8 protein-coding genes are annotated in these 13,796 nt (G+C 65.0%); 4 read left to right on the top strand and 4 right to left on the bottom strand.

All coding sequences use genetic code 11. The annotated features are described in order from the left end of the window. The first annotated feature begins 103 nt into the window (after window positions 1–103). Entirely contained in the window at window positions 104–538 is a 435-nt protein-coding gene (locus FJ949_RS08935; RefSeq protein ID WP_140495278.1) for a hypothetical protein, read from the top strand. Window positions 539–568: 30 nt separating this feature from the next. On the opposite strand, the gene FJ949_RS08930 is transcribed toward FJ949_RS08935, so the two are convergent. Then, window positions 569–2,884, bottom strand: a complete 2,316-nt coding sequence (locus FJ949_RS08930; RefSeq protein WP_140495276.1) for a glucose/quinate/shikimate family membrane-bound PQQ-dependent dehydrogenase — start codon at window positions 2,882–2,884, stop codon at window positions 569–571. 182 nt (window positions 2,885–3,066) lie between these two features. Here FJ949_RS08930 and FJ949_RS08925 point away from each other — a divergent pair, with 182 nt between their 5' ends. Then, window positions 3,067–5,751: a UvrD-helicase domain-containing protein gene (locus FJ949_RS08925; RefSeq protein WP_140495274.1), complete on the top strand. Its 2,685-nt coding sequence runs from the start codon at window positions 3,067–3,069 to the stop codon at window positions 5,749–5,751. A 186-nt stretch (window positions 5,752–5,937) separates the two neighbouring features. Here FJ949_RS08925 and FJ949_RS08920 read toward each other — a convergent pair whose 3' ends face one another. The 3 genes from FJ949_RS08920 to FJ949_RS08910 all read right to left on the bottom strand — a co-directional run bounded on the left by FJ949_RS08920 (window position 5,938) and on the right by FJ949_RS08910 (window position 10,353). Beyond that, window positions 5,938–6,252, bottom strand: a complete 315-nt coding sequence (locus FJ949_RS08920; protein WP_140495272.1) for a hypothetical protein — start codon at window positions 6,250–6,252, stop codon at window positions 5,938–5,940. A gap of 123 nt (window positions 6,253–6,375) precedes the next feature. Further along, window positions 6,376–7,929 (bottom strand): trimethylamine methyltransferase family protein, encoded by a 1,554-nt coding sequence (locus FJ949_RS08915; protein WP_140495270.1) that lies wholly within the window; start codon window positions 7,927–7,929, stop codon window positions 6,376–6,378. Between the two features lie 12 nt (window positions 7,930–7,941). Beyond that, the gene (locus FJ949_RS08910) at window positions 7,942–10,353 is read right to left on the bottom strand and encodes an FAD-dependent oxidoreductase (RefSeq protein WP_140495268.1); all 2,412 of its coding nucleotides are present in this window, start codon (window positions 10,351–10,353) and stop codon (window positions 7,942–7,944) included. A gap of 312 nt (window positions 10,354–10,665) precedes the next feature. Here FJ949_RS08910 and FJ949_RS08905 point away from each other — a divergent pair, with 312 nt between their 5' ends. After that, window positions 10,666–12,156, top strand: a complete 1,491-nt coding sequence (locus FJ949_RS08905) for an esterase-like activity of phytase family protein (RefSeq protein WP_140495266.1) — start codon at window positions 10,666–10,668, stop codon at window positions 12,154–12,156. 166 nt (window positions 12,157–12,322) lie between these two features. Continuing rightward, window positions 12,323–13,795, top strand: a complete 1,473-nt coding sequence (locus tag FJ949_RS08900) for an MATE family efflux transporter (protein ID WP_140495264.1) — start codon at window positions 12,323–12,325, stop codon at window positions 13,793–13,795. The last annotated feature ends 1 nt before the right edge of the window (window position 13,796 follow it).

Genomic DNA, 13,796 nt, shown 5'->3' with positions numbered 1-13,796 from the left:
TTACGCTTCCGGCTTGTGGACGCAGGCAGGCGGTCGATGATCGAGCTTCGCATCGGCCGGGACCACTGCACGGACCCGAAATTCCCAAATTTGAGGTGAGACCATGAACGTCCAGGATATTGTCAACACCGTCTCGCAAAAGGCGGGCCTCGACCAGGCAACGACCGAGAAAGTCGTCGGCACCATCTTCTCGGTGCTGGAGCACGAGGCGGAAGGCACCAACGTCTCGGGTTTCTTCGCCAAGATTCCCGGCGCCGACGATCTCGCCCGCCAATACGACGTCATGGCCGCCGGCGCGGCCGGCGGTGGCGGCCTGCTGTCCTCGTTGCAAGGCGCGCTGGGCGGTGTTCTCGGCGAAAAGGCCGGCGCACTGATCAACGGCGTCGCCGCGCTCAAGGCCTCCGGCCTCGACATGGCGCAGATCAGGCAGGCTGGCGCCACGCTGATCCAACAGGCCGAAGCCGCCGCCGGGCCGGACCTCACCAATGAAGTGCTCGGCTCGGTGCCAAGCCTGAAGAGCCATCTCGGAATCAGCTAGGGCGCGATCCTGCGGGACCGAACCCGTTCCTTACTTCGGCAGTGCGTATGCCATTACATAATCGCCGGGCTTGGTGCCGACCGAGCCATGGCCGCCGGCGACGATGACCACGAACTGGCGCCCGTCAGCCACCGTATAGGTCATCGGCGTCGATTGCCCGCCGGCTGGCAGGCGCGCCTGCCAGAGCTGCCTGCCTGAGGTCAGGTCGTAGGCGCGCAGGTAGTCGTCGACCGCGGCGCCGAGGAAAGCCACCCCGCCGGCGGTGATCATCGGCCCGCCAATGCCGGGCACGCCGACCTTCAGCGGCAAAGGCAGCGGCGTCATGTCATAGACCGTGCCGTTCCTGTGCTTGTAGACGATCTGTCCGGTCCTGAGGTCGGCTCCGGCGACATAGCCCCATGGCGGCGCCTGGCACGGAATGCCGAGCGGCGACAGGAACGGTCCCATCACCACCGCATAAGGAGCGCCGTCATTTCGGTTCAGCCCCTGCTCGCTGCCCTTGGCGTCGCCTGGCGGCGGCACGTCCGCGCGGGGCACAAGCCTGGAGGTGAAGGCGAGATAGGTCGGCATGCCGAACAGCACCTGCCGGACCGGATCGACCGCCACGCCGCCCCAGTTGAAGACGCCGAAATTGCCGGGATAGACCAGCGTGCCCTGCAGCGATGGCGGCGTGTAGCGGCCCTCATAGCGCAGCCTGTGCAACGCAATCCGGCACGCCAGCTGGTCGAACATGGTGATGCCCCACATGTCGGCATCGGTCAGCGGCGGCGGATTGAAGGAAAGGTCCGACACCGGCTGCGTGGGCGATGTGTAGTCGCCTTCGATGGCGCCGCCGGGCGCCGGCACTTCCTTGACCGGGATGACCGGCTCGCCGGTGCGCCGGTCGAGCACGTAGAGGTCGCCCTGCTTGGTCGGCCCGACCAGCGCCGGCACGACCGTTCCGTCGGTCTTGGTGATGTCGACAAGGCTCGGCTGCGCCGGCACATCCATGTCCCAAAGGTCATGATGCACGGTCTGGCGCACCCATTTCAATTGCCCCGTATTGAGGTCGAGCGCGGTGATCGAGGAGGAGAATTTCTCGACATTGGCGCTGCGGCCGGCGCCGAGCTGGTCCGGCGTCTGGTTGCCGAGCGGTATGTAGAGCAGGCCGAGCTTTTCGTCGGCACTCGGCGTCGACCACATGTTGGGCGAATTGGCGGTGTAGGTCTGGCCTGCCGCTAGCGGCGTGGTCTGCTCGGGATTGCCGGAATCCCAGTTCCAGATCAGCGCGCCCGTGGAGGCATCGAAGGCGCGGATGACGCCGGAGGGCTCCTGCGTGGAATAATTGTCGTTGACCGCGCCGCCGACGACGATCTTGTCGCCTGATATCAGCGGCGCCGATGTCGAATAGTAATAGCCGGACTTGGGATAAGGCATGCCGGTCAGAAGGTTCAGCGTACCGCCTTCGGCAAACGCCTGACAGACCTGACCGTTGGCGGCGTCGAGTGCGATCAGCCGCGCATCCGAAGTCGGCAGGTAGACACGCGCGGCGCAAGGCTGCCCGGCACCGATCTTGGCATCGGCGTAATAGGAGACGCCGCGGCAGGTCTGGTGCTGGCGGTCCTTGTCGAGCTTGACCTGGGGATCGTAGCGCCACTTCTCCTTGCCCGTGGCGGCGTCGATGGCGATGGCGAAATTGTGCGGCGTGCAGATGTAGAGCGTATCGGCGATCTTCAGCGGCGTCACCTGATAGGTGGTCTCACCGACGTCGTCGGGACCTTTCACGTCGCCGGTGCGATAAGTCCAGGCCGGCTGCAGGTTGGCGACGTTCTCCGGCGTGATCTGGTCGAGCGGCGAATAGCGCTGGCCATAGGGCGTGCGGCCGTAGAAGTGCCATTCGCCGGCAGGTATGTCGCCGCCGAGATCGGCCGCCGGGGTCACCTTGTCGATGTCGAGATTGCCGGCAATATCCTTGGGATCGGTCGTCATTGAATAGCCGGCGACCGCCAGCGACGCCAACACGGCGAGAATGAGCGGCGCGCGGCCATCGGGACCAATAAGGCCCCGCCTCGCCCACGGCGTCAGCAGCCACAGCGCGACGAGCACGATGATGCCGCCGCGGGGCCCGAGTTCCCACCAGTCGAAGCCGATTTCCCAGACCGCCCAGGCAAGCGTGCCCAGCACAATCGCGGCGTAGAGCCAGAGCGCGGTGGATCTGCGCCGGTAGAGCAGCCATGCGGCGATGAGGAAGGCGATGCCTGATATGATGTAGTACCAGCTGCCTCCCAGTGAAGCCAACCAGATGCCGCCGGCGCCAAGCGCGAGGCCGATGAGGAGGAGAATGAGGGAGGTGATGGTGACAGCCAAGATGATACTCCTTCGACTGTTGCGCGCCTCGAGGCGGCCGTGGGCAACAGGATCCCCTCCCTGCCCTTTGCGCAGCTTTCCCTCACCCGCCCTGCCTGTCAAGCAGGCCGGAAACAATCAGGAGTGGAACAAAACGTAGACAGTTCTGGTCTTTCTCCACCGAATCACTACATTCGGGGGCGATGTCCGGCTTTTCCGAAGACATGCCCTTTTTCGATGAACCCGATGCGCGGCCCACCGCCCCGTCGGGCATCGCCGCGCGCGCCATGGCTGCCCGCGGCGGCCACAACAACGCGCCCGACTATCTCAAGGGGTTGAACCCCGAGCAGCGGCTGGCGGTGGAAACCACCGAAGGTCCCGTTCTGGTGCTGGCCGGCGCCGGCACCGGCAAGACGCGCGTCTTGACCACCCGCATCGCCCACATCCTGGCGACCGGAAAAGCCTTTCCCTCGCAGATCCTGGCCGTGACCTTCACCAACAAGGCCGCGCGCGAGATGAAGCAGCGCATAGGCATCCTGATCGGCGAAGGCAATGTCGAGGGCATGCCCTGGCTCGGCACCTTCCACTCGATCGGCGTCAAGCTCTTGCGCAGGCACGCCGAGCTTGCCGGGCTGAAATCCGACTTCACCATTCTCGACACCGACGACGTCGTGCGGCTGATCAAGCAATTGATCCAGGCCGAGGGCCTCGACGACAAGCGCTGGCCGGCCAAGCAGTTCGCGCAGATGATCGACGGCTGGAAGAACAAGGGGCAAGGCCCGGACGACATTGCCGAGGGCGATGCGCGTAGTTTCGCCAACGGCAAGGGCCGCGAGCTCTACAAGGCCTATCAGGAGCGCCTGCAGACGCTGAACGCCTGCGATTTCGGCGATCTGCTCTGCCACCCTATCCGCATCTTCCGCGCCAATCCGGACGTGCTGAAGGAGTATCACAAGCGGTTCAGATACATCCTGGTCGACGAGTACCAGGACACCAACACCGCGCAATACATGTGGCTGCGGCTCCTGGCGCAGCGGCCAAATAGCGGACGTAGCGCGACGTCTACGGATTTGCATTCGGCCGAAGGCCGCAAGCCCGACCGGGCGTCCGAGCCTTTGCGAGGCCCCTCCCGCGACGCCGAAGGCGCGCAGAAAAGAGGGGTCGGGCCCGCGCCGGCAGGCGCGGAACAGCCCGTGAGCGAAAACAAAGTAAACATCTGCTGCGTCGGCGACGACGACCAGTCGATCTATGGCTGGCGCGGCGCGGAGGTCGACAACATCCTGCGCTTCGACAAGGATTTTCCCGGCGCCACCATCATCCGGCTGGAGCGCAATTATCGTTCCACCGCGCATATCCTCGGCGCCGCTTCGCACCTCATCGCCCACAATGAAGGTCGCTTCGGCAAGACGCTGTTCACCGATCGCGACGACCCCGAGGATGGCAAGGTCAACGTCCACGCCGCCTGGGATTCCGAGGAGGAAGCACGCGCCGTCGGCGAGACGATCGAGGCTTATCAGCGCCAGAAGCACAATCTCAACGACATGGCGATCCTGGTGCGCGCGTCCTTCCAGATGCGCGAGTTCGAGGACCGCTTCGTCACGCTCGGTCTCAACTACCGCGTCATCGGCGGCCCGCGCTTCTATGAGCGCATGGAGATCCGCGACGCACTTGCCTTCTTCCGCGTCGTCGCGCAAGGCGCCGATGATCTCGCCTTCGAGCGCATCGTCAATGTGCCCAAGCGCGGCCTCGGCGAAACCACCATCCGTCAGATCCACGACACGGCCCGCGCGCTGCGTGTACCGATGCTGGAAGCCGCTGCCAAGCTCGCCGAGAGCGATGAATTGAAGCCCAAGCCGCGCGCCGCATTGCGCGAGGTCGCCGCCAATTTCGAACGCTGGCAGAAGGCGCTGGAAACCACGCCGCATACTGAGCTCGCCGAGACCATCCTGGAAGAGAGCGGCTACACCGACATGTGGAAGAACGACCGTTCGGTCGAGGCGCCCGGCCGGCTGGAAAACCTCAAGGAGCTGATCCGCTCCATGGAGGAGTATGAATCGCTGCGCTCCTTCCTCGAACATGTCGCTCTGGTCATGGATGCCGAGCAGAACGCCGAACTCGACGCCGTCAACATCATGACGCTGCATTCGGCCAAAGGCCTCGAGTTCGAGACCGTTTTTCTCCCGGGCTGGGAGGAAGGCCTGTTCCCGCACCAGCGCGCGCTGGACGAAGGCGGCCGTTCCGGCCTGGAGGAAGAGCGCCGGCTGGCCTATGTCGGCGTCACCCGTGCCAAGAAGAACCTGCACATCTGGTTCGTCTCCAACCGCCGCATCCACGGCCTGTGGCAATCGACGATTCCCTCCCGCTTCCTCGATGAACTGCCTGAAACCCATGTCGAAGTCGCCGAAAGCGGCAACTCCTATGGCGGCTACGGCAATTCCTATGGCGGCGGCTCGTTCGCTTCCGGCCGGGGCGGCCGCCAGAACCCCTATGGCGCCTCGCGCTTCGACAATGTCGGCGCCGAAAAATCCGGCGCCTTCGCCAACAGCTACGCCACGCCGGGCTGGCAGCGGGCGCAGCAGAACCGCACCGAGGCGACCGATCGCAACTGGGGCTCGCGCTCCGGCCACCAGATCGAGCGCATCGGCTATGGCGAGACCGACAGCGGCTACGGCGCCGGCCGCACGAGCATCAAGGGCCGCACCATCGATGGCGAGTTGGTCGCCAAATCCGTCGCCGACACGCCGTCCCCCTTCAACGTCGGCGACCGCGTCTTCCACCAGAAATTCGGCAACGGCAACATCGCGGCCATCGAAGGCAACAAGCTGACCATCGACTTCGACAAGGCCGGCCAGAAACGCGTGCTGGATGGGTTTGTCGCGGGTGTGTGAGAAAAAATGGACACTCACTCGCGTAAGGAGCTGGTCAAAAATCCTGAGGTTTTCTTGTGAAAATCGAAGTAGATTTTGACCCTAATTATATTTGCGATTTCACAGCCAAAATTGATTGGAATGAATTCCAATGGCGTGGACGTCCGAAGTGAACGGAACTTTCGGTAGTCACCCGGGCCGGACCGCTCAGTCCACTTTCTTCTCGCCCGCCTCGCCAGCCTTGACGATATCGCCGGTCGTAAACAGGATTTCCTTCAGTTCCGCGCGCCAGTCCTGCTTCTGACGCAGCAGGAATTCGAGGTCCATGCCGAAATGCTTGAACTCCTCGCCTTGCGCGTTCTTCATGATGGCGCGGGCCTGCGGGTCCTTCTCCACCGACATGCGCTGTTCATACCAGGAGATCGCTTCCGCTTCCTCGATCAGCGAGGTGATCATGCGGGCGAAGGTTCGCACCTCCTGCGACAATTCTTCGGGCGGTTCGTGGTACTGATCGAAACCCATGTGGTCGTCCTCCCTCAATGGCTCGCAATGCGAGCAGGCACCGGCCGTGCCATGAATGCATGAGAGGTGCAGCGGGTTCCGGATCGCACCCACAATTCAGGACGATGAGAGGAATAAGCTATCTCACGACACCGGCGCCGCCCCGCCCTGTTCGGTGCGGCGCGCGATGAAATCATCGAGCACAGCCGACGTGGCAATGGCCGTCGCCGGCGGTTCGAAATCGGCGAGGATGCGCTTCCAGATACCGGTGGCGCGTTCGGTTGCGGTCTTGGAACCGGCCTGCGTCCAGTTGCCGAAATTCGACCAGTCGGCCACCAGCGGCTCGTAGAAAGCGGTGCGGTAGCGCGCCATGGTGTGGCCGGCCGAGAAGAAATGGCCGCCCGGCTGCACTTCGGCGATTGCCTCGAAGCCGATGGCATCGTCGTCGCCGGGCGTGGCGGCGCACAGTTCAGCCACCGTCTGCAACGCCTCGATGTCGGTCACCAGCTTTTCGAAGGAAACGCTCAGCCCCCCCTCCAGCCAGCCGGCGGCATGGATGCACACGGTGGCGCCCGCCAGCACCGAGCCCCACAGCGCAAACTGCGTCTCATGCGCCGCCTGCGCATCGGAGATGTTGGCCGCGCTGCCGCCGCCCGAACGCCACGGCAGGCCGGTGAAGCGCGCCAGTTGGCCGGCCCCCAGCGTCGCCTTGATATGTTCCGGCGTGCCGAAGGCCGGCGCGCCCGATTTCATGTCGACATTGGAGGAGAAGGAGCCGTAGACGACAGGCGCGCCCGGCCGCACGATCTGCGCCAGCGTCAACCCGGCCAGCGCCTCGGCATGCTGCAGCGTCAGCGCGCCGGCCACCGTGATCGGGGCCATCGCACCCGCCAGGCAGAAGGGCGTGATGATCAGGACCTGGCCCGCCCTGGCGAAGTCGATGATGCCTTGCGCCATCGGGATGTCGAGCTGGCGCGGCGAATTGGTGTTGATGACGGTGTAGCAATGGGCGCCCGAGCGGAACTCGTCCTCGGACAGCCCGCGCGCCAACCTGATCATGTCGAAACTATCGTCGACCTGCGGGGTGCCGCGCGCGAAGATGAAGGGAAGCTTGTCCGACAGGGTCAGTTGCGCCCGGTTGACGGCGTAGTGGCGAAAACGGTTGTCGATGTCCTGCGGCTCGACGCAAGGTCCCAGCATGTGCAGCACGTCGAAATGCTGCACCAGCTTGATGAACTCCTCGAAGGCCGCCAGTGTGCCTGGTCGGCGGCCGCGTTCGAGGTCAGTGACGTTCGGCGCGCCGCACCCTGCCAGGAAGGTCATCGACCCGAGTTCCAGCGTCAGATCGCGGGAGCGGTCACCGGCATGGGTCTGGATCGATTTTGGCGCCGAGGCCAGTGCGGCCGCCACCATGTCGAGGCCGATCCGCACCATGTCGGTTTCGGGGTCGATCAGGGCGCCGGCGCGAGCGAGCAGGTCGCGCGCCTGCGGCAGCAGAACCTTGATGCCCAGCTCTTCCAGCACGCGCAGCGCCGTGTCGTGGATCGAGGCGACGTGGTCGTCCGAAAAGATTGGCTGCGGCAGGAACGGGTTCTTCAGAGAGCGGTAATTGGGCCGGCGGCTGCCCTCGCTGCCGGCCTCGCCGATGCGTCCTCGCCGGCGCTCGCGCCTGCCTTCGCGTGCCGCGTCATCGATCATCCCGAAACCTCCTCATTGCCGCATCGCCTTGCCCAAGGGATCGTAGGGCGAAGCCGGAATGACACGCGCCGGCCGCTCGGTGCCGACAATGTGCACGCAAAGCGCCGTTCCTTCCTCGGCAAAATCGTCATCCACCAACGCCAGCGCGACGCTCTTGCCGATCGTGTAGCCAAAGCCGCCGGAGGTGACGAAGCCGACGCGCCGAGCGCCGTGCCAGACCGGCTCGAAGCCGCTGGCGTCCGCGTCGACGGCATCGACTTCCAGCGTCACGATCCGTCGTGCAACACCGGCCTTGCGTTCCTTCAGCGCCGCCTCGCGGCCAATGAAATCGCCCTTGTCGAAAGCAATGAAGCGGTCGAGACCTGTCTGGCCGGGCGTGTAGCCTTGCGTGAATTCGCGCGACCAGATGCCGAAGCTCTTTTCCAGCCGAAGCGCGTTGAGTGCGTAATAGCCAATCTCGGCGAGGCCGAGATCCTCGCCGGCGGCAAGCAGCGTTTCGCGCAATGTGGCATGCATGGTGGCCGGGCAGTTGATCTCGAAGCCGAGCTCGCCGGCGATCGAAAGGCGAGCCATCCGCGCCCCCACCATGCCGATGTCGAATTCGCCGCATGCCATGAATGGCAAGGCTTTGGCGGAGATGTCCTGGTGCGTCGTGCGCTCGACGATCTTTCTGGCATTGGGGCCGGTGACCAGGAAGCCGGACATCGCATCTGAAATATCGGTGACGCAAACGCCTTCAGCCATATGCGCTTCGAACCAGCGCATGTGAAATTCGCGCAGATAGTAGGAGCCCATCAGCCAGTAGTCGCCATTGCCCCAGTTGAAGACGGTGAGATCGCCCTTCAGCCGCCCGTCCGGCCCGAGCATCGGCGCCAGCCTCGCCTGTCCCGCCTTCGGCAGCCTGCAGGCCAGCAGCCTGTCGAGCCAGGCCTCCGCGCCCGGTCCCGTGATCGCGTAGCGCGCATAGGCCGAGATATCGATGAGGCCGGCGGCGCGCCGGACTTGCAGCGCCTCGTCACCGACGATGTCGAAGGCGTTGGAGCGCCTGAGCGTCGTCTCCTCGCGGAATCCCATCGGCGCGAAATAGGCGGGGATTTCCAGCCCCCAGGAAGCCGTCCATTCGCAGCCCGCCGCACTCATGCCGTCATAGGCGCCGGGGCGTTTCAGCGGCCGGCCCGCAGGCAGCCGTTCGTTGGGAAAGGTCATGACGAAACGACGAGAATAAAACTGTCGCGTCGTCTGCCTGAGATATTCCCGGTTTGCGGCGAAGGCGCCGTAGCGGGCGATGTCCATGCCGAAAATGTCGGCCTGCGGCTCGCCGTAAATCATCCACTCGGCCAGCGACTTGCCGACGCCGCCGCCCTGGCTGAAGCCGGCCATGACGCCGCAGGCGACCCAGTAATTCTTCAGGCCGCGGACCGGCCCGACGATCGGATTGCCGTCCGGGGTGAAGGTGAAGGCGCCGTTGACCCATTTGCGGATGCCTGCCGTCGCCAGGCAAGGGAAGCGCTCATGCGCCTTGGCAAGTTCCGGGCCGATGCGGTCGGTGTCTTCGGGGATGAGCTCGATGCCGTAATCCCACGGCGCGCCGTCCATGTTCCAGTGCTTCGGGTTCTGCTCGTAGACGCCGAGCAGCACGCCCTTGCGCTCCTGCCGCAGATAGGAAAAGCCGTCGAGATCGACGGCCAGGCCGATCTCCTTGTCGAGGGCAGCGACTTCCGGAATGTCCTCGGTGACGAAATAATGGTGCTCCATCGGCGTCACCGGCAGTTCAACCCCGGCCATGCGGCCGAGTTGCTTGGCCCACAACCCGCCGGCATTCACGACATGCTCGGCGGTGATGGTGCGTTGCTCTGTGACGACATCCCAATGGCCGTCGGCGCGCGCCTTCAGCTCGACCACGCGGTTGCGCAGGATCACGTCGGCGCCGCGCTTCCTGGCGGCACCGACATACGCATGCGTCGTGCCGTAAGGGTCGAGATGGCCCTCGTTGGAATCGTAGAGGCCGCCAAGCACGCCGGTGACGTCGACGATCGGGCAGATTGCCTTGATCTCGTCAGGCGTCACCAGCCGGGCGGTCTCGATGTCGACCGACTGGAATACCGCCCAGGCCGATTTCAGCCACTCCCAGCGCGCCGGATCGCTGGCTATGTTGACGCCGCCAGTCATGTGCAGCCCGACGTCCTGGCCGGATTCGGCCTCGATCTCGCGGTAAAGGTTGATGGTGTAATCCTGCAGCGCGGCGACATTGGGGTCGGCATTGAGCGCGTGGAACCCCGCCGCCGCATGCCAAGTCGACCCCGCCGTCAGTTCGGCGCGCTCGATCAGCGCCACATCCGACCAGCCGAACCGCGCCAGGTGATAGAGCACCGAAGCGCCCACCACTCCTCCCCCGATGACGACTGCGCGGTAGTGAGACTTCAAGGCTTCCCTCCTCCACGGACTGTTCGAAACCGGAACCATATACGTACTGTACATGAGTGTCTAGTACTACGAACAGCTCCTGGACGCTGTCGAACCTGTGTCGGAACGATCGATTTTTTGGCGCGGCCGCACTTCCCCAGCAGCGTCGCGGCGGGCCGACGCGAATGCGTCACCAACTGTCATGCAAGCATCATGTTCGCGCCTTAGACCGCTTGCCGAGGGCACAAGCGGCCCTCCAGGGCGGCAGCCTCGCCGCCGCCAGGCAACCTCAGAATTCCGCCGTCCCGGCGCTTTGTCATCAAGGGGATATCCATGACGCATCTACGCTCATTCTCGTTGCGGCTGCTGGTCGCCGCGCTGGCGGCCTCGGCCGTTTCGCTGCCCGCCTTCGCCGACAGCTCGGCCAGCGTCGGCGGCGCCAGTTTCGTCAACAAGGGGCTGGTGGGGGTTGGCCGCATCCCGGCCGGCCAGCGCGACAGGTTCGGCGAGACCTTCGGCTCCGGCTCCGGCATGTCGATCGACACCGCGGGCTGGACGCATGATGCCGGCACCTACAGAGGCTCGCTGTGGCTGCTGCCCGACCGCGGTTATAACGTCGTCGGTACCACCGACTACCGGCCGCGCCTCAACACGATCAACATCGAGTTCGCCCCGGTGGCGCCAGGTGCCGCGCCCGCGGCCGGCCAGGAGCAGACCGGCGTCAAGGCGACGCTCGCCGACACCATGCTCCTGACCGACGACAAGGGCGCCGACGCCAGCGGTCTCGACCCGCTGAACGGCGTGCGTCCCGCCGCCGGCGACATGCCTGTCCTGCCGCAGGCCGACAATGGCAAGCTCGCGCTCGACAATGAGGCGATCGTGCGGCTGCCCGACGGCACCATGCTCGTCTCCGACGAATACGGTCCCGACATCTACCGCTTCTCCGCCGACGGCCGTCTGATGTCGGCGACCCAGCCTCCGGCCGCGCTCGTGCCGATGCGCCACGGCACGGCCAACTTTGCTTCCGACAATCCGGGCCCAGGTGCTGCCGAACCCGACCCAAAGGATCCCGAAACCGGCCGCCAGAACAATCAGGGCCTCGAAGGCATGGCAATGACGCCGGACGGCAAGTTCGTGATCGCGGTTTTGCAGTCGGCGACCCGGCAGGACGGCGGCGATTCGGCCTCGACGCGCCAGAACACCAGGGCGCTGGTCTATGACGCCTCCGATCTTGCCCATCTCAAGCTGGCACATGAATATGTCGTGCCGCTGCCGGTGTTCAAGGACGCCAAGGGCAAGACCAAGGTGGCTGCGCAAAGCGAGATCGTGGCGCTGTCGGACACGGCTTTCCTGATGCTGGCGCGCGACAGCGGCAATGGCCAGGGCCTGAAGGGCGAAGAGTCGCTGTATCGCAAGATCGACATTGTCGACCTTTCCGGCGCGACCGACATCGCCGGCGGTCCCTTCGATGCCGCCGACAAGCCGGTGGCGCCCAAGGGCGTGCTCGATCCGTCGGGGACGCCGGCAAGGCTGACGCCGTTCATCGACATCAACGACAAGGCCGAGCTTGCCCGCTTCGGCCTGCACAATGGCGCGCCCAATGACAAGGACAACCTCTCGGAAAAGTGGGAAGCGATGTCGCTGGCGAGCGTGCTCGATCCGAAGCTGCCCGACGACTATTTCCTGTTCGTCGCCAACGACAACGATTTCCTCGCCCAGGACGGTTTCCAGGTCGGCGCGCCCTACAAGGCCGAGGACGGCGCCGATGTCGACACCATGTTCCTTGTCTTTCAGGTCACGCTTCCCGGCCTCGCCAGGAAGTAAGCATCTTGCCGGAGGCGCCAGGCGGGCCTCCGGCCCGACAAGCATGATCGGATGCACGACGGCGTGCCTTACCCGCCATCGCTCCTTTCTCCAGGGTGCATCCCGGTCGGGCCTGCGGTATCCTGCGTGCCGGACTCAAAAGAACCAGCTTTGCCGGATTGCCGCCATGGATGAAAAGATGCCCGCGCGCCGGCGCACCGGTGACCTGACCAGCGGCCCCATTCCGCGCACGCTCCTGCTGTTCGCCCTGCCGGTGCTCGGCTCCAACGTGCTGCAATCGCTCAACGGCTCGGTCAACGCCGTCTGGGTCGGCCGCTTCCTCGGCGAATCCGCGCTCACCGCCACCTCCAATGCCAATCTGGTGCTGTTCCTCATCCTCGGCACGGTGTTCGGCATCGGCATGGCGGCCACCATACTGGTGGCGCAATCGGTCGGCGCCCGCGACCTACCCGAGGCGCGCCGCATCGTCGGCACCAGCGCCACCTTCTTCTTCTTCGTCTCGGTGCTGTTCGCCGTCTGCGGCTGGATCTGGGTAGACGCCATTCTGGGCGCGCTCGGCACACCGCCCGACGCCTTGCCGCTGGCGCGCTCCTATTTGCGCATCATCTTCGTGGCCGTGCCGATGATGAACCTTCTGTCCTTTGTGATGACGGTGCTGCGCGGCGCCGGCGATTCGCGAACGCCGTTCTTTTTCATGGCGCTCGCCGTCGTGCTCGACATCATCTTGAACCCACTGCTCATCCGCGGCATCGGGCCGTTTCCAGAGCTCGGCATCGCCGGCTCGGCAACCTCGACGCTTGTCGGCCAGACGGTGAGCGTCATTGCCATCCTGATCGTGCTCTATGTCCGTAAGCACCCGCTGCGTCTGGCCGGCGCCAATCTGGCGCTGCTGCGGCCGGATCCCGCCTTGCTGCGCGTCGTCGTTTTCAAGGGGGTGCCGATGGGTTTGCAGATGATCGTGATTTCGGCCGCGGCCCTGACGGTGATGGGCATCGTCAATTCCTACGGTTCGCAGGTGGCCGCCGCCTACGGCATCGCCGCGCAGTTATGGACCTACATCCAGATGCCCGCGCTCGCCATCGGCGCGGCCGTGTCCTCGATGGCGGCGCAGAACGTCGGCGCCGGCCGCTGGGACCGCATCAGCCGCATCGCAGCGTCAGGCGTCGGCTTCAACCTGGTGCTGACCGGTGCTCTCGTGGCACTTCTATGGGTCTTCGATCGCTCGATCCTCAGCCTGTTCCTGAGCCGCGACAGCGCGGCGATAGACATCGCCGCTCACATCAACAACGTCGCATCCTGGTCGTTCATCCTGTTCGGCGTCACCATCGTGCTGTTCGCCACCGTGCGCGCCACGGGCGCCGTGATGCCGCCGCTGGTCATCCTGGTGATCTCGGTGCTGGTCGTGCGCACCGGCTTTGCCTATTTCATGCGCGATGTGATCGGCGAGGAGGCGCTGTGGTGGAGTTTCCCCGCCGGCTCGATCACCTCCCTGCTGCTGGCCGCGGCCTATTACCGTCTCGGCGGCTGGCGCACCCTGCACATGATCGAGAACAGGCCGGCCGCTGGCGAGCCGCCCGACACCGGGCTCGGCGTGCCGCGCCAGCGCGCGCATTTTTCCCCAGAGACGCCGAACGGCTGAA

Source organism: Mesorhizobium sp. B2-4-1 (genome assembly GCF_006442185.1).
Taxonomy (GTDB): domain Bacteria; phylum Pseudomonadota; class Alphaproteobacteria; order Rhizobiales; family Rhizobiaceae; genus Mesorhizobium.
Note: the sequence above shows the minus strand (reverse complement) of the source record. Positions and strands in the feature narration are given on the sequence as shown.

Coding starts and splice junctions, on each gene's coding strand:
- FJ949_RS08935 (WP_140495278.1), top strand. CDS start 104: ATGAACGTCCAGGATATTGTCAACACCGTCTCGCAAAAGGCGGGCCTC.
- FJ949_RS08925 (WP_140495274.1), top strand. CDS start 3,067: ATGTCCGGCTTTTCCGAAGACATGCCCTTTTTCGATGAACCCGATGCG.
- FJ949_RS08920 (WP_140495272.1), bottom strand. CDS start 6,252: ATGGGTTTCGATCAGTACCACGAACCGCCCGAAGAATTGTCGCAGGAG.
- FJ949_RS08915 (WP_140495270.1), bottom strand. CDS start 7,929: ATGATCGATGACGCGGCACGCGAAGGCAGGCGCGAGCGCCGGCGAGGA.
- FJ949_RS08905 (WP_140495266.1), top strand. CDS start 10,666: ATGACGCATCTACGCTCATTCTCGTTGCGGCTGCTGGTCGCCGCGCTG.
- FJ949_RS08900 (WP_140495264.1), top strand. CDS start 12,323: ATGGATGAAAAGATGCCCGCGCGCCGGCGCACCGGTGACCTGACCAGC.